The following is a 20677-nucleotide window of genomic DNA, read 5'->3' on the forward strand; positions in this document are numbered from 1 at the left end:
ACTAGTCCTCGTCCTCATCGGCGACATCGGACAGGCGGCGGGTGTCCTGCTGGACGCGCGGGTCCAGGAACAGGTTGTCCATATAGGCCGCCGCGCCGAAGCTCTCGTCGTGTATGAACTTCAGGTCCGGCGTGAACTTCATGTCGATCGAACGGCCCAGGCGCCCGCGCAGGAACTTCGACACCCGGTTCAGGCCCTTGATGACCTCGGTAGTGTCCTCGCCCTTCAGGCCCGCGCCCAGCGGCTCGACGAAGCACACGGCGTGCTTGAGGTCGGGGCTCATCCGCACTTCGGAGACGGTGACCGAGACGCCGGCCAGGGCTTCGTCGGCCAGTTCTTCCTCACGGAGGATCTCGACCAGGGCGTGGCGGATCAGCTCGCCGGCGCGGAGCTGGCGTTGCGAGGGGCCGGTCGGGGCGCCCTTCTTGTTGTCGGCATGGCGCTTCATGGCGCGAAATCCTTGCGGCCCGGCCGGCGGATCGAACGCCGGTGCGCGGGGAAAATCGGAAGGCGGGGTGTCTAGGCGCACAACGCCCGAAAGTCCAGTCTAGCCCCGCGTCCTGTCCCGAAAGAACGCGATCACCTTGTCACGGGCCTGCATCGTCCCGCTGTCGGGAACCGAACGATGAAGGTGCAGGGTCAGCACCGAGTGCGGCGCCATCGGCTGGCCCGGAGCGGCGTCGGCATCGGCCAGTTCGACCACCTCGACCTTGTCGCCGAACTCGGCCTTGAGGCGGGCGATGCGGGCGTCAGCCACCAGACGATCCGACGTGAAGCGCAGGGCCAGCAGCGACAGGTTCTCGTCCTTGAAGCGCTTCTTGGCGCAGGCCAGCTCGGCGGCCGAGCAGTCCAGCCCGCCCTTGTCGGCGAGCGGCAACGAGGGCTGGGACATCACCGGCGCCACCACAGCCGGCTCGGTCATTCGCCAGGGCGAAGCCGCCGGTGAAGCACATGCCGACCGCCCCGACGCCCCTGCCGCCGCACTCCTGGTGGGCCTTGCGCGCCAGGGCCCGCAGCCAGTCGACGATCGGGCTGGAGCGGCCGTCCTTCCAGGTGCGAAACTCGCGCCGGACGCAGATGTTCTTGAGGATCTCGCCGACGGCGTAGCCGCGGGTGACCTGTTTGGCCGGCGTTCCGAACAGGCTGGGGCACCAGGCGGTCAGCCCGGCGTCGGCCAGGTCGCGGGCGAAGGCCAGCACGCCGGGATGCAGGCCGGGGACCTCGTGGATGACGATCACCGCCGGCCCGGAGCCGATGCGGAAGACCTCGCGCGTCCAACGCCCGTCATCGAAATCGAAGCGCTCGAATCCCGCCAGATGGTCCATGGTCAGCCCCTCCCGTTTCTCCCCTGATGTCAGGCTAGACCGGAGCGAGCGGCGTGGCGAGAGGATCAGCCGGGCTGGTTCATGTTGTCGGTCCAGTCCTCCATGGGGTCAGGCCGACGGCTGTCAGGCAGGCGCCACTCGCCGCGATAAGTGAAGTCCAGGGTGCCGCACAGACGCGCCTGCTGCTTGTTCTTCGGATCGTCGCCAAAGGCCTGGATGCGCAGGTCGCGGCGGATGGCGATGGTGCTGAACGACAGCCACAGCCGCGTCGAGCCCGGGCAGAAGGCGCGGACATAGACCTTGCCCTGGGCGGCCTTGGAGTCGACCTCGAACAGCGCGACCTTGTCGTCGACCCCGTCCATCGCTGCCAGGCCGCCAGGACCCAGATCCTTCTGGCGGCCGCTGGTCAGCCGCGCCTCGGCCGGCACGCCCGTGGCCAGCACCTTCAAGGGGCGGCCCGTGCCCATCAGGCCCTGGTTGAACAGGATGGTCACGCCTGCGCCGGTCAGCCGCTTGGCGTCCGGCGAGATCGGGTCGTACGAGAACATCCGCTGCTCGGCGCGCGCCGGCGCCGCCGCCAGCAGGACCAGGGCCAGGCCGGCCCAGAGCGCCCGGCTCATCGCTTCAGATAGAGATTGGCCGCCTGCGCATCGAAGCTCGACAGCCGCCAACGGTCGCCCTCGCGGGTGAAGGTCAGCATGCAGGGGCCGTCCTTCTTGGCCGCGCAGACCCGGCCGTCGCCGGTGGGACGCAGGGTGCTGGCGATCGCCACCCGGCCGGGGATCGGGCGATCGGGCGTGTAGCCGTAATAGTTGGCGGCCGCGTGGAAGGTCTCGGGCCGGATCAGCGCCTCGCCGGCGACGTCGGCCAGCGGCCCGGCGGCCAGGGCCGCCAGCGCCATCACGCCATTGCTCTTGCCGCCGCGCTGACGAGCTTCGTCCATCAGCCGGGATTCGATCTGGTACTTCAGCGCCCGGCGGTCGACATGGGCGTCGAACGTCGCCCGGTCGTTGTCTCGGATCGCCACCAGGAGGTCGTGCACATCACCCGCCGCATCGAGGCGCGTGGTGGTCGCGCAGGCGCCCAGCGACGCGGCGACGAGGGTCAGGGCGAGAAGAGCTTTGAAGCGCATGGCCAAATCCGTAGCCCGCGATTGGGGCGATTTCCAGTCTGGCCAAGCCGGCCGAAAAAGGCAAAGGGCGCGGACCTTGCGATCCGCGCCCTTCAAGTCTTCGATCTCGCGATCCAGCCCTAGTCGAGCTGGCGCTTGATCTCTTCGACGGTGAAGCACTCGATCGTGTCGCCGACTTTGATGTCCTGGAAGCCCTGGAACATCATGCCGCACTCCTGACCGACGGGGACTTCGTTGACCTCGTCCTTGAAGCGCTTGAGCGTCTGCAGGGTGCCCAGTTCCAGAACGACGATGTCGTTGCGGATGATCCGGACCTTGGCGCCCTTGCGGACCACGCCTTCGGTGACCTTACAGCCCGCGACCTTGCCGACCTTGGAGATGTCGAAGGCTTGCAGCACTTCGGCGTTACCCAGGAAGGTTTCGCGCTGGATCGGCGCCAGCATGCCCGAGAGCACGCCTTTGATGTCGTCCAGCAGGTCGTAGATGATCGCGTAGTAGCGGATCTCGACCCCTTCGCGTTCGGCCAGGGCGCGCGCCTGCGCCGAGGCGCGGACGTTGAAGCCGATGACCGGCGCGCCGGCGCCCTTGGCCAGCATGACGTCGCTTTCGCTGATCGCGCCGGCGCCCGACAGGATGATCCGCGCGCGGACCTCGTCGGTGGCCATCTTGTCCAGCGACCCGATGATCGCCTCGGCCGAACCTTGCACGTCGGCCTTGATGATCAGCGGAAGCTCTTTCAGCTTCTTGTCCTGCAGCTTGGCCATCATGTCGGCCATCGAAGCGCCGGCGCCCACCGGGGCCAGCGACTTCTCGCGCTTCAGGCGGATGCGGTACTCGGTCAGCTCGCGAGCGCGGGCTTCGTTCTCGACCACGGCGAACGCGTCGCCGGGCGAAGGAACGCCGTCCAGGCCGAGGATCTCGACCGGGGTGGCCGGACCGGCTTCGGTCAGCTGCTCGTTACGCTCGTTCAGCAGGGCGCGAACCCGGCCGAACTGGCTGCCGGCGACGACGATGTCGCCACGCTTCAGCGTGCCGCGGTTGACCAGGACGGTCGAGACGGCGCCGCGCCCCTTGTCCAGCTTGGCCTCGATCACCACGCCGTCGGCGGTGCGGTCGGGGTTGGCCTTCAGGTCCAGCACTTCGGCCTGCAGCAGGATGCCGTCCAGCAGATCGTCCAGACCCGTGCGGGCCTTGGCCGAGACCTCGATGATCTGGGTGTCGCCACCCAGGCTTTCGACGACGATCTCGTGCTGCAGCAGCTCGTTGACCACGCGGGTGGCGTCCGAGCCCGGCTTGTCCATCTTGTTGACGGCGACGATGATCGGCACGTCGGCGGCCTTGGCGTGTTTGATCGCCTCGACCGTCTGCGGCATGACGCCGTCGTCACCGGCCACGACCAGCACCACGATGTCGGTGATGTTGGCGCCGCGGGCGCGCATCGACGAGAACGCGGCGTGGCCGGGCGTGTCGAGGAACGTGACGCGTTGGCCGTCCTTCAGGCGAACCTGATAGGCGCCGATGTGCTGGGTGATGCCGCCGTGCTCGCCGGCCGCCACGTCCGTGGAGCGCAGGGCGTCGAGCAGCGAGGTCTTGCCGTGGTCGACGTGACCCATGATCGTGACGACCGGAGGACGGGCCTCCAGGTGATCGTCGTGATCGTCGGCGCCGATGAAGCCTTCTTCGACGTCGGCTTCCGACACGCGCTTGACGGTGTGGCCGAATTCGGTGGCCACCAGCTCGGCGGTGTCGTTGTCGATGACGTCGTTGATCTTCAGCATCACGCCCTGACGCATCAGGAACTTGATGATGTCGACGCCGCGCACGGCCATCCGGTTGGACAGTTCCTGCACGGTGATGACGTCGGGAATGACGACTTCACGCGCGACACGGGCCTGTTCGGCCACGCCGCCGCGGCGCTTTTCCTTTTCACGTTCGCGGGCTCGGCGGACCGAGGCCAGCGAGCGCATCCGATCGGCGGAGTCCCCATCGCCGGCCACGGCCTGGATGGTCAGACGGCCTTCGCGGCGCTGCGGGGCGCCCTTGACGCGCGACACGGCCTTGTTCGGCGCGTTCGCGGTCTTGCGACGATCGTCGTCCTCGTCCGGACGGCGGCCGACTTCGCCGCCGGGACGCGGGGCCGAGCGCATGGCGCGCTGGATTTCCGGGGTCGCCGGAGCCGAGGCGGGCACGCCGGGACGCGGGCCGCGCGGCGGACCGCCGGGACCACGAGCGCCAGGCGCCGGACGCGGCGCGAGCGCCGAGTAGCGGACGGTCTGCTGCGGACGGTCGCCTTGCGGGCGATCCCCCTGCGGACGGTCACCGCGATAGCCGCCGCCACCCGAGCGATCGCCCTGCGGACGATCACCATCAGGACGCGGACCGCGCGGACGGTCGCCCTCGGGACGGGGAGCCCGTTGACCGAAGTTGGCGCCGGCGTCGGGACGCGGCGCACGCTGGTTGAACGGACGGTCGCCCTGCGGCGCCGGACGGTAGGTCGTCGTGCTGGAGCGGTCGTCGCGACGGTCGCGGCTGGGCTCGTAGGTGCGGGTCTGACCGGGGGCCGACGGACGCGGCGCTTCATTGCGCGAGCCATCCTGACGCGGGCCATCCTGACGGGGAGCGTCCTGGCGCGGAGCCTCGGCGCGCGGTGCGGCCGGGGCTTGAGCCTGGGTCACCGGGCGCTGGACCGGAGCCGGAGCAGGAGCCGGCGTCGGAGCCACCGGGGCGGGCGCGGCCGGAGCCGCGGCCTGCACGGGCGGCGCAGCAGCAGCGGCCGCGGCGGCGCGTTCAGCGGCGGCCTTGGCCGCGGCTTCGCGTTGAGCCGCTTCCTGAGCGGCGCGAGCGCGGGCTTCCGCAGCAGCCTGATCGGCAGCCTGACGGGCCTGGTTCTCGCGAGCAGCGTCGACGACGCGCTGGCGAGCGCGCAGTTCTTCCTGCGACAGACCACCGGCCGAGCCGCTGCCGCCCGAACCGCCTTGCGGCTGCGACGAACGCGGCGGCGGGGCGTCGTGACGACGCTCGGCCGAAGACGGCGCGGCGAGATTGCCGCTTGCTTGCGCATGCGGACGCGTGCGCTTGGTTTCAACCACCACCGTCTTGGTCCGGCCGTGGCTGAAGCTTTGCTTCACGACCCCGGCGCTCACCGAGCCCTGGCGGGGCTTCAGCGTCATCGGGGGTCGATTGCCGTTACGGCCGTTTTCGTTCTCGTCGCTCATGCGCTCGCTTGTACTTCCGCCAGGCGGTACCCGGCTAAAAAAACCGTTCTTTCCATGTGAGAAAGGGGCCTGGACGTACCTGCCGAAGCAAGCGCGTTTCCCGACCCTTCACTCACGGACGCAGCCCGGATGACCACGCCCCACGTCAAAGATTCTAGAGTCTTTCGATCGCATCGACCGCTCGGTGCGGTCGAAAAACTCTAGAGCCTGTGCTTGACCGGCAAGACCGGCCGGGAGCGAACAGGCTCGCTCCCTAACTTAAAATCTGGCCGGCAAAGCCGGCCGGGAGCGAACAGGCCCGCTCCCACTTAAGTCCGGAAGCCCATCAAGCTTCCGGGTTTTCCTCACGCCCGCTCGTCGCCCATTCAGGCGGGGTAAGCGGCCGGAAGCCTGATAAGCGCTCGACGTCCAAAGTCCATCGATCAATGCCAGGTCCGGCGAGGAGCGCCGTATGTATCACATTCTCCCCGCCCAAGGCCAAACCCAATTCGTCCGATGTGAACGCACCCAGCAAACGGGGCGGTCTGGCGGGCTTTCGAGCAGCGGAAAGGATCTTGCGGCGACCGTCTTCGGCGCTGTCTGACGCCTCGATCAGCCAGGCGACCTTGCCCGTGGCGAGGGCCGCGACCACCTTTTCGAAACCAGAGATAATGGTCCCGGCCTTGCGCGCAAGACCCAGGCTGTCCAGCACGCGGCGGGCCAGCAGGGCCTCGACCTGGTCGGCCAGGTCCGCCGGCGCGGTCAGCTTGGTCTTGGCCGCGCGAGAGAAGAGGCCCTTCTTGGCGGCCAAGGCCACCGACGCTCGGTCGGCGCCGACCCAGATGCCCCGGCCTGGCAACTTTCTCGCCACGTCGGGCGTCACGACCCCGTCCGGCCCCGCCACGAAGCGGACCAGGCGCGCCTCGTCCGTCGCCTCGCCCAGGACGATGTCCTTGCGCAGACGATTGGCTTCGGCGTGGGTCTTGGGGGCAGGGGCTTCGGTCATGATCTTTCTGGAATAGCGAACGGCCCCGCAGATTGCTCCGCGAGGCCGTCATTCAACGCTCGAAGGGGCTTAGGCCTCTTCTTCCGGGGCGGCGTCCTCGGCCGGAGCGTCTTCGGCGGCGACCTCTTCGGCTTCACCTTCGAATTCACCTTCGGCTTCGGCCTCAGCCTCGACCTCTTCGTATTCCGGCTCCGGCGGGGCCTCGACCCAGCCCATGACGATCCGGGCGCGCATGATCAGCGCTTCGGCGTCTTCCGGCGACAGGTTGAAGCTTTCCAGGATGCCCGGCTCGCGCACGCGCTCGCCGCCCTTGTTCTCGAACCAGCCGCGCATGTCGTCCGGTACCAGACCGGCGAGGTCCTCGACAGTCTTCACATCGCCTTCGCCCAGGGCGACGGCCATGGCCAGGGTCACGCCCTCGACGGCCAGGACCTCGTCCTGCACGCCCAGTTCGACGCGCTTGGCGTCCAGGGCGGCGGCTTCCTTTTCCAGGAATTCGCGGGCGCGGGCCTGCAGTTCCTCGGCGGTCTCCTCGTCGAAGCCCTCGATCGAGGCGACTTCGTGCGACTCGACATAGGCCACGTCTTCCACCGCGGCGAAGCCTTCGGTGACCAGCAGCTGGGCGATGACCTCGTCGACGTCCAGGGCTTCCTGGAACAGGGTCGTGCGCTCGGCGAACTCGCGCTGACGGCGCTCGCTCTCCTGGCTCTCGGTCATGATGTCGATCTGCCAGCCGGTCAGCTGCGAGGCCAGACGGACGTTCTGGCCGCGGCGGCCGATGGCCAGCGACAGCTGTTCGTCCGGCACCACGACTTCGACGCGCTCGTCTTCCTCGTCCATGACGACCTTGGAGACTTCGGCGGGGGCCAGGCCGTTGACGATGAAGGTGGCTTCATCTTCCGACCACTGGATGATGTCGATCTTCTCGCCCTGCAGCTCGGCCACGACGGCCTGCACGCGCGAACCGCGCATACCGACGCAGGCGCCGACGGGGTCGATCGAGCTGTCGTTCGAGATGACGGCCATCTTGGCGCGCGAGCCCGGGTCGCGGGCCACGGCGCGGATCTCGATGACGCCGTCGTAGACTTCCGGCACTTCCTGGGCGAACAGCTTGGCCATGAAGCCGCCGTGCGCGCGGCTCAGCATGATCTGCGGACCCTTGGTCTCGCGACGGACGTCGTAGATGTAGGCGCGGATGCGGTCGCCGACGTTAAAGTTCTCGCGCGGGATCGACTGGTCGCGGCGCATGATGCCTTCGCCACGGCCCAGGTCGACGATGACGTTGCCGTACTCGACGCGCTTGACGCTGCCGTTGACGATCTCGCCGACGCGATCCTTGTATTCTTCGTGTTGACGCTCGCGCTCGGCTTCGCGGACCTTATGCATGACGACCTGGCGGGCCATCTGGGTCTGGACGCGGCCGATCTCGAACGGCGGCAGAGCTTCTTCGTAGACCTTGCCGATCTCGGCGTCGCGCCAGGTGCGCTTGGCGATCGACAGCTGGACCTTGCCGATCTCGCCTTCCATCTCGGTATCGTCCGAGACGACCTCGATCACGCGCTTCTGCGTCGTCTCGCCCGTGCGCGGGTCGATCTTGACGCGGATGTCGTGCTCGGCGCCGTAGCGGGCGCGAGCGGCCTTCTGCAGGGCGTCCTCGATCGCCTCGATGACGACTTCCTTCTCGATGCCCTTTTCGCGCGCGACGGCGTCGGCGATCTGCAGCAGTTCGAGCCGGTTGGCGGCAATGCCGATGGCCATGGTCAGTCCTCTTCGCTTTCGGACAGGTCTTCGTTGTCGGATTGGAGACGGGCGGCGCGCTGCTTGGCGCCCCGCTCCATCAAGGTGTCGGTCATGACGAGCTTGGCGTCGATGATCCAGGCGAAGGGGAAGTAGACGGTGACGTCGTCTTCGCCTTCGATGTTCAGGCCGACCTGGTCGTCTTCGATACCGGCCAGTTCGCCCTTGAAGCGCTTGCGGCCCTCGGCCACGCGGTCGAGTTCGATGCGGGCCTCCAGGCCGGCATAGTCGTCGAAATCCTTCAGGCGGGTCAGCGGACGGTCGATGCCGGGGCTGGAAACCTCCAGCGTGTATTCGCCGGAGATCGGATCGGCGGGGTCGAGAATTTCCGAGAAGCCTCGCGACAGGCGCGCGCAGTCCTCGACGTTCATGTCGCCGCCCGAGCCGTCTTCCTGCAGCGGATGCTCGGCCATGATCTGCAGACGGCGCTGTTCCGTCCCGCCCATCAGGCGCAGACGCACGATCTCATAGCCGAGGCTTTCGGCGATGGGATCGAGCAACTCGATCAGGTCACGATCTTCCTGCGTCTTGCCGCGCACGTTCTCTCAACTCACTCGGGGCCGTTTCGTTACCGCCCTGAGGAGCGGAGTGACAGCCAAACAAAAAGCGGCAGCCTTTCGGGCCGCCGCTCGAAAGCGCCATCTAGCGCTGACGGACGATGTAGAGCGATTTATAGGCGACCGGATCGACCTTGTCGACTCTCCGGGGCGAAATCTCCGACACCGGCTTCCGCGCCGCAGCAATTCTGGCCTATAGAAGCCCCCGCGCAGGCCGCGCCTCCCCGCGGACCTCTAAGATCAAAAAGAGTCACAATGGACCTCTCCAAGATTCCGACGGGCGAGAATCCGCCCTACGACCTGAACGCCATCATCGAAATCCCGCAAGGCGGCGAGCCGGTGAAGTACGAGATCGACAAGGCCAGCGGCGCGCTGATGGTCGACCGCTTCCTGCACACCGCGATGTTCTATCCGGCCAACTACGGCTTCATTCCGCACACCCTGGCCGACGACGGCGATCCGGCCGACATCATGGTCGTGGGCCCGACCCCGGTGGTGCCCGGCGCGATCATCCGCTGCCGCCCGATCGGCACCCTGATGATGGTCGACGAGGCCGGTTCGGACGAAAAGATCCTGGCCGTGCCGGTCGACAAGCTGCACCCGTTCTACACGGGCGTGTCCAGCTGGCGCGACCTGCCCACCATCCTGACTGAGCAGATCGCCCACTTCTTCCAGCACTACAAGGATCTGGAAAAGGGCAAGTCGACCAAGATCAGCGGCTGGGCCGATATCGACGAGACCGCCGACATCATCCGTACCGCGATCAAGCGCTACAACGAGACCTACTAGGGTTCTGAAGGGCCGGCGGAAACGCCGGCCCTTTTCAGTTTCAGGCCCGGATGAAGTCCAGGAACACCGGGGCGCAGTCGCCCAGCTTCTTTTCCTCGTAGCGCGTCGTGACGTGGTCGGCCGGGATCGCATTGCGATCGGCGTCCGCGTCTTCGAAGCGGAAGTTCGGATCGGCCAGCACGCGCTCGGTCGTCCACTCGCCATAGTCGGCCCAATCGGTGGCGAAGCGCAGGCGAGCGCCGGACTTCATCACCCGCGCCAGTCTCGCGACGAATTCCGGCTGGATCAGGCGGCGCTTGTTGTGGCGCGCCTTGTGCCAGGGGTCGGGGAACATGATGAAGACCCGGTCCAGGCAGGCGTCGGGCAGCCAGTCCACGACATCGCGGGCGTCGCCTTCGTGGATGCGGACGTTCTTGAGGGCCTGCTCCTCGACGTGACGCACGGCGCTGGCCACGCCGTTCACGAAGGGCTCGGCGCCGATCACCAGGGTCTCGGGCGCGCGGCCGGCCTGCTCGGCCATGTGCTCGCCGCCGCCAAAGCCGATTTCCAGCCAGACGGCTTTGGCGTCCGGCATCAGGTCCCGCGGCTGGAACGGGCCCTGGGGCACGGCGATCTCGGGCAGCAGGGTGTCGAGCAGGGCCTGCTGGCGCGGCTTCACCGGACGCGACTTCAGGCGGCCGAACGAGCGCAGCGGCCCGTGGGGAATGGGAGCGGAGGTCATGGGGCGGCGTCTTAGAGCTTTGAAGGCGAAATGAAAACGGGCTCCGACCCGGATGGATCGGAGCCCGCTTCCTAAGGGATCGAAGAGTAAGGCTTACGCTAGGCCCTTCAGCTCGCCCACGAGGTCGGTCTTCTCCCACGAGAAGCCGCCTTCGTTGTCCGGCGTGCGGCCGAAGTGGCCGTAGGCGGCGGTGCGGGCGTAGATCGGACGGTTCAGCTGCAGGTGCTCGCGGATGGCGCGCGGGGTGGCGCCGCCGATGAGCTGCGGCAGGGCCTTTTCCAGGATCGCCGGATCCACCTTGCCGGTGCCGTGCAGGTCGACGTGGAACGAGACCGGCTGGGCCACGCCGATCGCATAGGCGATCTGGATGGTGCAGCGGTCGGCCAGGCCCGAGGCCACGACGTTCTTGGCCAGGTAGCGGCAGGCATAGGCGGCCGAACGATCGACCTTGGTCGGATCCTTGCCCGAGAACGCGCCGCCGCCGTGCGGGGCCGCGCCGCCGTAGGTGTCGACGATGATCTTGCGGCCGGTGACACCGGCGTCGCCGTCCGGACCGCCGATCTCGAAGCGACCGGTCGGGTTGACCAGCCACTGGGTCTTCTTGGTGATCAGGCCGTCCGGGAAGATCGGCAGGATGTGCGGCTTGATCAGGTCCAGCACGCGCTTGGAGGTCGCGGCCTTGCCGTCGATCTTCTTCTTGTGCTGGTGCGACACGACGATCGAGACGACGCGCTGCGGGCGGCCGGCGCCATCATACTCGAGGGTCACCTGGCTCTTGGCGTCGGGCTCCAGCTCCGACAGCTCGCCGCTGTGACGCAGCTCGGCCAGGCGCTTGAGGACGTTGTGGCTGTACTGCAGCGTGGCCGGCATCAGCTCCGGGGTCTCGGTGCTGGCGTAGCCGAACATGATGCCCTGGTCGCCGGCGCCTTCGTCCTTCTTGTCGGTGGCGTCCACGCCCTGGGCGATGTGCGCCGACTGGCCGTGCAGGAAGTTCGAGTACTTGGCCTTCTCCCAGTGGAAGCCCTTCTGCTCGTAGCCGATGTCCTTGATGGCGGCGCGAACCTTGGGCTCCAGGGACTTCAGGATGTCCTTGGTCAGCTCCTTGTTGGCCTTCTTGTCGCCATCCGGCTTGCCGGCGCGGACTTCACCGGCCAGCACGATGCGGTTGGTGGTGACCAGGGTCTCGCAGGCGACGCGCGCCTCGGGGTCGGCCGTCAGGAAGGCGTCGACGACGGTGTCGCTGATCCGGTCGGCGACCTTGTCGGGGTGACCTTCGGAAACGCTCTCGCTGGTGAAGATGTAGGACGAACGGCTCAAGAGACAGCTCCGGTCATGAAGACACGCGCGGGCGGATAGCCGCCCAGTTCAGCGCCCAATTGGACCGAAACCATATAAAGATATGTTTATGCGAGCAAGTCAGAGAACCTGTGAATGCCCCCAGAATCCGCGAAAATCCGCGAAAAGCCGGCTTTTCTAGCTGCTCAGGCCGTCCTGCGCCTCTTCGTCGGCCATCGATCGGACGAGGTCGAGGATCCGGCGACGCACCTTGGCGCGGCTGATGCGCGGGAACACCGTCGCCAGCTCCAGCCCTTCGTCGGTCATCAGAAAGTCGTGCACGAAGTTGTCGCCGGTCTCCGACATCCCTGTCGTGGCGTCGACGAGACCCTCGAAGAAATAGCCGACCGGCGACTGCAGGCTCTTGGCGATTTCATATAGCTTGCTGGCGCTGACCCGGTTGGCTCCGCGCTCGTATTTCTGGATCTGCTGGAAGGTCAGGCCCAGGTCGTCGGCCAGACGCTCCTGGCTGACGCCCAGGATTTTCCGGCGCATGCGGATGCGCGCCCCGACGTGAAGATCGACGGGGTTGGGGTGACGCTCGGTATCCGCAGACTCGCTCATACGCACGCTTAATCGCTGAAATTGCTGTTTCAATTCAGCTCAAGTTGGCCGTGCACGCAATAGAGGATCAGGTTTTACCTGCCCGGAGGCGAGCTGACGCAACCGCAGATATCAGTAGAAGCGCCAAAAACGGCCAATCCCCCAAGTTGTCGAAGGGTGTAGACTCACCCTTCCCCGGTATAACCGAGTCGATCACCCCACTTTGTCCTAGATTCAGGCGCGCACCGGGGGTGATTCGACCACGCGCATCGATCACCGCACTGACCCCGGTCGGCGTCGCACGCAGGATCGGCCGGGCGCTCTCGATGCCGCGATAGCTGGCCAGGTTGAGATGCTGCAACGGCCCGGACGTCACCCCGAACCAGGCGTCGTTCGAGATATTGATCAGCACCCGGACATCAGGATCCTTGCGGGCCAGGCCGGGAAACAGGCTTTCGTAGCAGATCAGCGGCTGGACCAGCAGGTCGGGCAGCACCCGCAGCGGCGCCGGGCGCGGGCCGGTCTCGAAGCCGTCGCCCAGATGAGCCATGCTCTTGAAGCCGATCGCGGTCAGGAAGGCGTCGGCGGGCAGATACTCGCCGAACGGCACCAGCCGGTGCTTGTCGTAGATCCCGACAACCTCGATGTCGTCGGCCGTGCGGCGCAGGGCGGCCAGGCTGTTGTAGTAGACCGGCTTGTCGAGCGGACCGTCCTGGCGATAGCCGCCGATCAGCAGGGTTTGACCGGGCTGCAGGGAGTCGGTGATCGCCTTGCGGGTCCAGATCCCGGGGGCCAGGACCTCGTTCAGCGAGGCCGGCAGAGCGCCCTCGGGCCAGATGACGATGTCGGCGGGCTTGCCGGCATAGGGCTTGGCGGTCAGCGACACATAGGACTGGACGATCTGGGCGAAGCGGACCGGGTCCCACTTGAGGTCCTGCTGGATGTCGGCCTGGACGATCCGCACGGTGATCGGGGCGCCTTGAGACGTCGGTCGGGCGATGGCGATCGCGCCGTAGGCATAGAGCCCCACGAGACCAGCCGCAGCCGCGCCCAGCGCGGTCTTGCCGCCTCGCTCCTGGCGCCAGACGGCGGGGGCGGCGGCGATGGCCAGGGTGATCCAGGTCAGGCCGTAGGCGCCGACCAGGGCGGCGGCCTGCGACGGCAGGCCGCCGGCCTTCCAGGTCTCGCCCGGCAGGTTCCAGGGGAAACCGGTCAGCACATGGCCGCGCGCCCATTCCAGGGCGGCGAACACCCCGGCGAAGGTCAGGATCCGCCAGGCGCTGTTCGGTCGGACGACACGATAGAGAAGACCCGCAAGGCCCCAGAACAGCGCCAGGCCGCCGGCCATGGCCCCGATCGCGAACGGGGCCATCCAGCCCTGGTTGGCGGCGTCGACCATGAAGGCCTCGCCCAGCCACCAGGTGCCCAGGCCGAAATAGCCCACGCCCGCCAGCCAGCCGCGCCAGAAGGCCGAACGCAACGGCTTCTCGGCATGAGCGCTGTCCAGCAGGTGCAACAGCAGGGCGTAGCCCAGAAGCCCAGGCAACACGCCGAACGGCGGATGGGCTAGGGCCGCGGCGAGACCCGAAAACAACGCCAGCAGCGGCCCGCTCCAGGGCCGCGCACGAAAGCGGGTCCAGACCGCGATCACGAGGCGGCGGCGTCCGCGGTGACGGGCTCGATCACGGCCTGGGGCGCGGGACGGACCCGGACGCGGCGGATGCGGCGCTGGTCGACCTCCAGCACTTCGAACAGGTAACCGTCGGGGTGAACCACGATCTCGCCCCGCTGCGGCACCTGGCCGGCCAGGGCGACGACGAGGCCGGCGACGGTGTCGATGTCCTCGTCCATGTCGGCCGGCGCCAGGGCGCAGCCGAGAGCGGCCTCCAGCTCTTCCAGCGGCGCGCGGGCGTCGGCGTCGAACAGGCCGCCCGGACGGGCGATGACGCCGGCCACGGCGACGGTGTCGTGCTCGTCGTCGATCTCGCCGACCACCGCCTCGATCAGGTCTTCCATCGACACCAGACCATCGGTGCCGCCGAACTCGTCGATGACCAGGGCCATGTGGATACGCTTGGTGCGCATGCGCAGCAGCAGGTCGGCGGCCTTCATCGAGGCGGGCACGTACAGCGCGTCACGGCGCAGGGTCTTGAGGACCTGGTCGCCGGGGGCGGGAGTGCGCTCGTCATCGGCCAGCAGGCGGAAGACGTCCTTGATGTGGACGACGCCGACGGGCGCATCGAGGTTCTCGTCGTAGATCGGCATCCGGGTGTGCTCGGCCTCGGCGAACCGGGCCACCACCGCCTCGAACGGCGTGGTCAGCTCGACCGCCACGATGTCGATGCGCGGAGTCATCACGTCGGCGACGCGCAAGGTCTGAAAGGCCTGGGCCTGATCGACCATGTTGAGCGCGCTGGCCGCGGCCTTCACTTTCTTGGAAGGCCGCAGGGGCTCCGCGCCCAGGGCGATCAGCTGCTTGCCGACACGCCGAAGAAACGCCCGCACGCCTCGGCTTTTTCGAGCCGGATCGGCGGGCTGTGGACTAGGGTCGTCGCTGGGCATGGCCCGTCAGCGTTCCTCTTCATCCCCGGCATATGGGTCTGGAACGTCCAGGCCCGCCAGGATCTCACGTTCGAACGACTCCATGGCCTCGGCCTCTTCGTCGTTCTCGTGGTCGTATCCTAGGAGATGTAGCACGCCATGCGCCACCAGATGTTGCAGGTGGTGCGCCAACGTCTTGTTCTGCTCGGCCGCTTCGCGCGCGCAGACGCCGAAAGCCAGGGCGATGTCGCCGATCTGGCCTTCCGGATTGGCCTCCGGTCCCTTGGGCGACGGGAAGGACAGGACGTTGGTCGCATAGTCCTTCTGGCGGAAGTCGCGGTTCAGGGCCTGGACGCTGTCGTCGTCGGTCAGCAGGATGGTGATCCCCTGGCCCTCGATGTCCTCATGGGCGTCCAGCACGGCCTGGGCCGCGCGCCAGACCAGGGCCTCGGCCTCCGGCGCGGCGGCCGTCCAGGCTTCGTCCTCGATCTCGATGTCTACGGTGATGGTCATGTTAGCGGGGTGTATTCTGCGCCGCGTCCGCGTCATAGGCCTTTACGATCCGCTCGACGAGCGGGTGGCGCACGACGTCGGCCGAGGTGAAGCGCGAGACCGAAACGCCCTCGACCCCTTCCAGGATCGACACGGCGTGGGCCAGGCCCGAGTCGCGCGGGTTCAGCAGGTCGACCTGGGTCGGATCGCCGGTGACGACCATGCGCGCGCCTTCGCCCAGGCGGGTCAGGACCATCTTCATCTGCAGGCGCGAGCAGTTCTGGGCCTCGTCGACGATGACGAAGGCGTGCGCCAGCGTGCGGCCGCGCATGAAGGCGATCGGAGCCACCTCGATCTCCAGCTTCTCACGACGCCGGCGCAGCTGGTCGGCGCCCATGATGTCGGTCAGGGCCTCCCAGACCGGGGCCATGTAGGGATCGACCTTCTCGTTCAGGTCGCCCGGCAGGAAGCCCAGCTTTTCGCCGGCCTCGACGGCGGGACGGGTGACGATCAGGCGATCGACCTCGCCGCGCAGCAGCATGCCGGCCCCATGGGCCACGGCCAGGAAGGTCTTGCCGGTGCCGGCCGGACCCAGGCCAAAGCTCAGCGGATAGCTGGCCATGGCCTCCATGTAGCGGGCCTGGCCCTTGGTCTTGGGCGAGACATTGCCCTTGCGCACCGCGCGGGGCGAGGCCTGGCCGCCGGTCTCCTGTGAGCTGCCGATGGCGATGCGGACATCGGCCTCGACCACTTCCTCGCCGGCGTCGGCGCGATCGGCCAGGCTTTGCAGCACCCGCTTGGCGCCGGTGCGGCCACGCGCGTCACCGGTGATGGTGACGCCGCCGCCCGGCGTCTCGATCAGCACCTTGAAGGCGTCTTCGACCAACGCCGCATGGCGCCCGGAAGGCCCGGAAACAGCGTGGACCGCGTCGTCGGACAGCGGCAGGAACTCAGGGGTGCGACTCAAGCGGTCTCCAGCGTGGGTTGGACTTCCAGCACGCCGCCCAGGCTCATCTTGGCGGCGCTGTCGATGCGAACCGGAACGATCGTCCCGATCAGATGGTCTCCGCCCTCGGCGTGGACGGCCTGCAGATATGGGCTGCGCCCCACGACCTGGCCAGGGTGGCGGCCGGCTTTCTCGAACAGCACCGGCATGGTCTTGCCGACCTGGCTGGCGTTGAAGGCCCGCTGCTGCTCGTCCAGCAGCTGGTTCAGGCGCTCCAGACGCTCGGCCTTGACCGTCTCGTCGACCTGGCCGGGCATGGCCGAGGCGGGCGTTCCGGGACGGCGCGAATATTTGAACGAGAAGGCCGAGGCGAAGCCGACCTCGCGGACCAGTTCCAGGGTCTTTTCGAAGTCGCCGTCGCGCTCGCCGGGGAAGCCGACGATGAAGTCGCCGCTCATGGCGATGTCCGGACGCGCGACGCGGATCTTCTCGATCAGCTTCACGTAGCTTTCGGCCGTGTGGTCGCGGTTCATGGCCTTGAGGATCTTGTCGCTGCCCGCCTGCACCGGCAGGTGCAGATAGGGCATCAGCTCCGGCAGCTCGCCATGAGCCTCGATCAGATCCTCGCCCATGTCGCGCGGGTGACTGGTCGTGTAGCGGATGCGATCCAGGCCATCGATCTTCGCCAGCTGGCGCACCAGCTTGGCGAGCGTAGAGCCGTCGCCGTCATAGGCGTTGACGTTCTGGCCCAGCAGAGTGACCTCGCGCACGCCCTTGCCGGCCAATTGCTTGGCTTCCTCGACGATGTCGTTCACCGGCCGCGACCACTCGCCGCCGCGCGTATAGGGCACCACGCAGAAGGTGCAGAACTTGTCGCAGCCCTCCTGCACGGTCAGGAACGCGGTGACTCCGGTCACGTGGCGCTCGGCCGGCAGGGCGTCGAACTTTTCGTCGGCCGCGAAGTCGGCGGCCAGGCGTTCGCCGGTCGCGCGGTGGGCGCGGGCGATCAGCTCGGGCAGCTGGTGATAGGCCTGCGGGCCGACGACCAGATCCACCGCCTGCTGGCGATGCATGATCTCCTTGCCCTCGGCCTGAGCGACGCAGCCGGCCACGGCGATGGTCATGCGACCGCCGTCCTTGGCCTTCCGATCCTTCATCTGCTTGATGTAGCCGAGTTCGGAATAGACCTTTTCGGTCGCCTTCTCGCGGATGTGGCAGGTGTTCAGCACCACCAGGTCCGCGCCCTCGGGGTCGTCGACCACGCCATAGCCCAGCGGGCGCAGGACATCAGCCATGCGCTCGCTGTCATAGACGTTCATCTGACAGCCGTAGGTCTTGATAAAGAGGCGCTTTTGCGGGGTCTCGCTCATCCGCCGAGTTTATGGGGGCGGCCGGGAGCTTCCGCAAGGGCGGGGCCTGTGAAGCCCCTCCGTCGCCTAGTCCTCCAGCGGGACCCCATACAGCTCCAGCCGGTGATCGATCAGCTTGTAGCCGAGCTTCTTGGCGATCGTGTGCTGCAGGGCCTCGATCTCCTCGTCCACGAACTCGACGACCTTGCCGGTCTTCATGTCGATCAGGTGGTCGTGGTGGTGATCGGGCGTCTCTTCGTAGCGCGAGCGGCCGTCGCGGAAGTCGTGGCGCTCGATGATGCCGCTCTCCTCGAACAGGCGCACGGTGCGATAGACCGTGGCGATCGAGATGTGCGGGTCGATGGCGTGGGCGCGGCGGTGCAGCTCTTCCACGTCCGGGTGGTCCTCGGCCGACGACAGCACGCGCGCGATCACGCGGCGCTGGTCCGTCATGCGCATGCCTTTTTCGATGCAGGCTTTTTCAAGTCGATCCAAGGCGGAGCCTCCGTCTGAGTCGCGGCAAGATAGGCAATCGGCTCTTAAGTGTTAAGCGCCCGCCGCATCACAAGCGCGTCCTTGGCGCCATCCGGGTGGGGATAATAGCCCTTCCGCACGCCAACCTTGAAGAATCCGGTCGCCTGGTAGAGGGCGATGGCCGCCAGATTGTCGTCTGCGACCTCCAGGAACAGGGCCTCGGCGCGGGTTTCGGTCGCGATGCCGGCGGCCATCTCGACCAGGGCCGCGCCCCAGCCGCGGCGGCGCGCGGCGGGATCGACGGCAATGGTCAGGATCTCGGCCTCGCCGGCGATCGACCGACACAGGATGAAGCCCTTGCCTTCCGCAGGCTCGCCCGCCTCGCCCAGCACGGCGAAGGCGCCGGGGGATTTCAGCAGCTCGTCCAGGTCCACCGCCGTCCAGGGCCGGTCGAAGGCCTTGTCGTGCAGGTCGGCAAGATCGAACGCGGCTTCGGAGCCGACGGGACGCAGGTTCATGCAGCAGGCAACGTCGCATAGGGCGCGCGCAGATACAGCGGCCGGGGCGAATGGGATGGGGTGGGGCGCGCGGCCGCAAGACGGGCCACGGCGACCGGATCGGGCGCGGCCGGGGTCAGGATCGTCGCCCCGCTTATCATGTCGGCCAGCAGCGGCGCCCCGGAGCCGACCAGGGTCGCGGGGCCGCCCGAATGAAGCTCGGCCAGGCGTGCGGCGGCCTCGCCCAGCTCCAGGGCGTCGGGGGCCATCAGCGAGACCCCATCAGAGAAGATCTGGATATAGACCTGGCTCATCCGCGCATCCAGCACCGCGGCGGTGAAGCCGGAAACGCCGAAGGCCATGGCCTCCAGGGTGGTGACGCCGACGCAGGGGATCGACAGGGCCGTGGCCAGGCCCTTGGCGAAGGCCAGGCCCACGCGCAGGCCGGTGAACGAGCCCGGCCCGACCGTGACGCCGATGCGGGTCAGGGCATCGAACGCGACGCCCGCCTCGGACATGGCCTCGCGCGCGATCATGCCGATGCGCTCCTGGTGCCCGCGGGTCATCGGCTCGGACAGGGTCGCGAGCACGCGCTCGCCATCCAGCACGGCGACCGAGCTGGCGCCGAGGCAGGTGTCGATCGACAGGATCATGAATCAGCCGGCGCCGACCACGGCGCCTTCGGCCGGACGCCAGTGCAGTTCGTTCAACTGCGCCTTGGCCTTCAGCGTCGCCTCGGGCGGCACGCCGCCCTTGGTCCAGCCGGGCACGCCGAACACGTAGGAGACGGTCGGGGCGTCGGCGCGAACGCAGATCACGGCGTTGACCTCGCGCCCTTCGCCAGCGCGGCACTGGTCAGCGGTGAAGCCGACAGCGTCCCACTTGGCCAGCAGCTTCTCATCACGCGGACCGGCCACGGGGTCCGAGGCGGCGCGGATATAGCCGATAGCGCCCTCTTCGCCCTTGCCGATCTCCAGCAGCGGGACGTTGTCCTGCTCGACATTGATGATCGGCAGGGCCGGACCCTGGCCGAAGTGGATGAAGGCCTGCTCGACCTTGGCCTTCGGGAACAGGGCCTGGATGGTGGGAATGTCGAAGGCGGTCGCGGCCGTGATCGGGCCGACGCCGTCCTGGGTCACCTTCAGCGGTCCGTCGGCATAGGGCGTGACGGCGACGGTGGCCGGGGTCTTGGTTTCAGCGGCTTCCGGCGCGGGCGCGGAGGCCTCGTCCTTCTTGGCCGGCCCGCAGGCGGCCAGCATGACGAGCGGCAGGGCGAGGAGGGTGTGGCGCAGGGTCATGAGGGCAATCTAGCCCCAAGACCCCGCCGCCGTCACCTCATTCGACTCAGACGATCTGCGCCGCTTCCGCAAAGTCCAGGCGCGGATTGCGCGGGAACAGGCCTTCGTCGGTGCCGTAGCCGATCGAGGCGATGAAGTTGCTCTTGATGTTCGCGCCCGCGAAGAACGCCGCATCGACGCCGGCGTTGTCGAAGCCCGACATCGGGCCGACATCCAGGCCCAGGGCCCGCGCGGCGAGGATGAAATAGCCGCCTTGCAGCGAGCTGTTGCGCAGCGCGCCCCACTCCTTGGCGACCGGATCGTTGAACCAGTCCTTGGCGCCCGGGGCGTGCGGGAACAGCTTGGGCAGAGTCTCGGGGAAGTCGAGGTCGTAACCGACGATCACTGTCACCGGCGCGGCCAGGATCTTCGGCGCGTTCGAGCCCGAGGCCAGCGCGGCCAGCTTGGCCTTGGCTTCGGGGCTGCTGACGAAGATGAAGCGGGCCGGCGTGGCGTTGGCCGCCGTCGGGCCGAACTTCACCAGGTCGTACAGTTCGCGCAGCACCGCTTCGGGAATGGCGTCCGGCTTCCAGCCGTTGCGCGTGCGGGCTTCGGTGAACAGTTGGGCGAGCGCCGTAGCGTCGAGCTTGGCCATGGATAATCCCTGACAATCCATCAGTAACTTGTCAGGTTACAATAAGA

General features: G+C 67.7%; 21 protein-coding genes and 1 pseudogene. 1 reads left to right on the top strand and 21 read right to left on the bottom strand.

Going from position 1 to position 20677, the window contains the following annotated elements; translation table 11 throughout:
• Position 1 precedes the first annotated feature (1 nt).
• From rbfA to rimP, 8 genes and pseudogenes are all read right to left on the bottom strand, one after another.
• Complete coding sequence (gene rbfA / locus E1H18_RS09380; RefSeq protein WP_172266670.1) at positions 2 to 448, bottom strand: 30S ribosome-binding factor RbfA; 447 nt, start codon at positions 446 to 448, stop codon at positions 2 to 4.
• Between the two features lie 99 nt (positions 449 to 547).
• Positions 548 to 1325, bottom strand: a pseudogene (locus E1H18_RS09385) (dienelactone hydrolase family protein).
• 65 nt (positions 1326 to 1390) lie between these two features.
• Positions 1391 to 1945, bottom strand: a complete 555-nt coding sequence (locus E1H18_RS09390) for a hypothetical protein (protein ID WP_172266673.1) — start codon at positions 1943 to 1945, stop codon at positions 1391 to 1393.
• Positions 1942 to 2463, bottom strand: a complete 522-nt coding sequence (locus tag E1H18_RS09395; protein ID WP_172266676.1) for a DUF2939 domain-containing protein — start codon at positions 2461 to 2463, stop codon at positions 1942 to 1944. Before E1H18_RS09395 ends, E1H18_RS09390 begins: the two co-directional genes overlap by 4 nt.
• Before the next feature lie 113 nt (positions 2464 to 2576).
• Positions 2577 to 5672 carry a translation initiation factor IF-2 gene (infB, locus tag E1H18_RS09400; protein WP_172266679.1) on the bottom strand — a complete coding sequence of 1032 codons (3096 nt, stop codon included), beginning with the start codon at positions 5670 to 5672 and terminating at the stop codon, positions 2577 to 2579.
• Between the two features lie 325 nt (positions 5673 to 5997).
• Complete coding sequence (locus E1H18_RS09405; RefSeq protein ID WP_172266682.1) at positions 5998 to 6657, bottom strand: RNA-binding protein; 660 nt, start codon at positions 6655 to 6657, stop codon at positions 5998 to 6000.
• 69 nt (positions 6658 to 6726) lie between these two features.
• Positions 6727 to 8415, bottom strand: coding sequence for a transcription termination factor NusA (gene nusA, locus E1H18_RS09410; protein ID WP_172266685.1), 1689 nt, complete (start codon positions 8413 to 8415; stop codon positions 6727 to 6729).
• Positions 8416 to 8417: 2 nt separating this feature from the next.
• On the bottom strand, positions 8418 to 8993 hold the full coding sequence (gene rimP / locus E1H18_RS09415) for a ribosome maturation factor RimP (protein WP_172266688.1): 576 nt from the start codon (positions 8991 to 8993) through the stop codon (positions 8418 to 8420).
• 273 nt (positions 8994 to 9266) lie between these two features.
• Between rimP and ppa the strand changes: the two genes are divergently transcribed.
• Positions 9267 to 9800 carry an inorganic diphosphatase gene (gene ppa / locus E1H18_RS09420; protein WP_172266691.1) on the top strand — a complete coding sequence of 178 codons (534 nt, stop codon included), beginning with the start codon at positions 9267 to 9269 and terminating at the stop codon, positions 9798 to 9800.
• A gap of 40 nt (positions 9801 to 9840) precedes the next feature.
• Here ppa and trmB read toward each other — a convergent pair whose 3' ends face one another.
• From trmB to E1H18_RS09485, 13 genes are all read right to left on the bottom strand, one after another.
• On the bottom strand, positions 9841 to 10521 hold the full coding sequence (trmB, locus tag E1H18_RS09425; RefSeq protein ID WP_172266694.1) for a tRNA (guanosine(46)-N7)-methyltransferase TrmB: 681 nt from the start codon (positions 10519 to 10521) through the stop codon (positions 9841 to 9843).
• Between the two features lie 93 nt (positions 10522 to 10614).
• Positions 10615 to 11838: a methionine adenosyltransferase gene (gene metK, locus E1H18_RS09430; RefSeq protein WP_172266697.1), complete on the bottom strand. Its 1224-nt coding sequence runs from the start codon at positions 11836 to 11838 to the stop codon at positions 10615 to 10617.
• Positions 11839 to 11994: 156 nt separating this feature from the next.
• The gene (locus E1H18_RS09435; protein ID WP_172266700.1) at positions 11995 to 12426 is read right to left on the bottom strand and encodes a helix-turn-helix domain-containing protein; all 432 of its coding nucleotides are present in this window, start codon (positions 12424 to 12426) and stop codon (positions 11995 to 11997) included.
• A gap of 61 nt (positions 12427 to 12487) precedes the next feature.
• Positions 12488 to 14047 carry an apolipoprotein N-acyltransferase gene (gene lnt, locus E1H18_RS09440; RefSeq protein WP_172267654.1) on the bottom strand — a complete coding sequence of 520 codons (1560 nt, stop codon included), beginning with the start codon at positions 14045 to 14047 and terminating at the stop codon, positions 12488 to 12490.
• Positions 14047 to 14961, bottom strand: a complete 915-nt coding sequence (locus E1H18_RS09445; protein WP_172266703.1) for a hemolysin family protein — start codon at positions 14959 to 14961, stop codon at positions 14047 to 14049. Before E1H18_RS09445 ends, lnt begins: the two co-directional genes overlap by 1 nt.
• A 6-nt stretch (positions 14962 to 14967) precedes the next feature.
• A complete protein-coding gene (ybeY, locus tag E1H18_RS09450) occupies positions 14968 to 15435 on the bottom strand; it encodes an rRNA maturation RNase YbeY (RefSeq protein WP_172267657.1) in 468 nt (155 codons plus the stop codon).
• A gap of 19 nt (positions 15436 to 15454) precedes the next feature.
• Positions 15455 to 16399, bottom strand: coding sequence for a PhoH family protein (locus E1H18_RS09455; protein ID WP_172266706.1), 945 nt, complete (start codon positions 16397 to 16399; stop codon positions 15455 to 15457).
• Positions 16396 to 17748, bottom strand: coding sequence for a tRNA (N6-isopentenyl adenosine(37)-C2)-methylthiotransferase MiaB (gene miaB / locus E1H18_RS09460; RefSeq protein ID WP_172266709.1), 1353 nt, complete (start codon positions 17746 to 17748; stop codon positions 16396 to 16398). Before miaB ends, E1H18_RS09455 begins: the two co-directional genes overlap by 4 nt.
• Positions 17749 to 17814: 66 nt before the next feature.
• Positions 17815 to 18222: a Fur family transcriptional regulator gene (locus tag E1H18_RS09465; protein WP_172266711.1), complete on the bottom strand. Its 408-nt coding sequence runs from the start codon at positions 18220 to 18222 to the stop codon at positions 17815 to 17817.
• A 44-nt stretch (positions 18223 to 18266) separates the two neighbouring features.
• Complete coding sequence (locus E1H18_RS09470) at positions 18267 to 18719, bottom strand: GNAT family N-acetyltransferase (protein WP_172266714.1); 453 nt, start codon at positions 18717 to 18719, stop codon at positions 18267 to 18269.
• Complete coding sequence (tsaB, locus tag E1H18_RS09475) at positions 18716 to 19351, bottom strand: tRNA (adenosine(37)-N6)-threonylcarbamoyltransferase complex dimerization subunit type 1 TsaB (RefSeq protein WP_172266717.1); 636 nt, start codon at positions 19349 to 19351, stop codon at positions 18716 to 18718. Before tsaB ends, E1H18_RS09470 begins: the two co-directional genes overlap by 4 nt.
• A gap of 3 nt (positions 19352 to 19354) precedes the next feature.
• Positions 19355 to 19996, bottom strand: coding sequence for a DUF1131 family protein (locus tag E1H18_RS09480; protein ID WP_172266720.1), 642 nt, complete (start codon positions 19994 to 19996; stop codon positions 19355 to 19357).
• A 46-nt stretch (positions 19997 to 20042) separates the two neighbouring features.
• Positions 20043 to 20630: a malonic semialdehyde reductase gene (locus E1H18_RS09485; protein WP_172266723.1), complete on the bottom strand. Its 588-nt coding sequence runs from the start codon at positions 20628 to 20630 to the stop codon at positions 20043 to 20045.
• Between the last annotated feature and the right edge of the window lie 47 nt (positions 20631 to 20677).

Source organism: Caulobacter sp. RHG1 (assembly GCF_013181195.1).
Classification (GTDB): Bacteria; Pseudomonadota; Alphaproteobacteria; order Caulobacterales; family Caulobacteraceae; genus Caulobacter.

Excerpts from the sequence above, each read along its gene's own strand:
- rbfA (WP_172266670.1), bottom strand. The coding sequence starts at position 448 with ATGAAGCGCCATGCCGACAACAAGAAGGGCGCCCCGACCGGCCCCTCG.
- E1H18_RS09390 (WP_172266673.1), bottom strand. The coding sequence starts at position 1,945 with ATGAGCCGGGCGCTCTGGGCCGGCCTGGCCCTGGTCCTGCTGGCGGCG.
- infB (WP_172266679.1), bottom strand. The coding sequence starts at position 5,672 with ATGAGCGACGAGAACGAAAACGGCCGTAACGGCAATCGACCCCCGATG.
- E1H18_RS09405 (WP_172266682.1), bottom strand. The coding sequence starts at position 6,657 with ATGACCGAAGCCCCTGCCCCCAAGACCCACGCCGAAGCCAATCGTCTG.
- nusA (WP_172266685.1), bottom strand. The coding sequence starts at position 8,415 with ATGGCCATCGGCATTGCCGCCAACCGGCTCGAACTGCTGCAGATCGCC.
- ppa (WP_172266691.1), top strand. The coding sequence starts at position 9,267 with ATGGACCTCTCCAAGATTCCGACGGGCGAGAATCCGCCCTACGACCTG.
- trmB (WP_172266694.1), bottom strand. The coding sequence starts at position 10,521 with ATGACCTCCGCTCCCATTCCCCACGGGCCGCTGCGCTCGTTCGGCCGC.
- E1H18_RS09445 (WP_172266703.1), bottom strand. The coding sequence starts at position 14,961 with ATGCCCAGCGACGACCCTAGTCCACAGCCCGCCGATCCGGCTCGAAAA.
- miaB (WP_172266709.1), bottom strand. The coding sequence starts at position 17,748 with ATGAGCGAGACCCCGCAAAAGCGCCTCTTTATCAAGACCTACGGCTGT.
- E1H18_RS09470 (WP_172266714.1), bottom strand. The coding sequence starts at position 18,719 with ATGAACCTGCGTCCCGTCGGCTCCGAAGCCGCGTTCGATCTTGCCGAC.
- tsaB (WP_172266717.1), bottom strand. The coding sequence starts at position 19,351 with ATGATCCTGTCGATCGACACCTGCCTCGGCGCCAGCTCGGTCGCCGTG.
- E1H18_RS09480 (WP_172266720.1), bottom strand. The coding sequence starts at position 19,996 with ATGACCCTGCGCCACACCCTCCTCGCCCTGCCGCTCGTCATGCTGGCC.
- E1H18_RS09485 (WP_172266723.1), bottom strand. The coding sequence starts at position 20,630 with ATGGCCAAGCTCGACGCTACGGCGCTCGCCCAACTGTTCACCGAAGCC.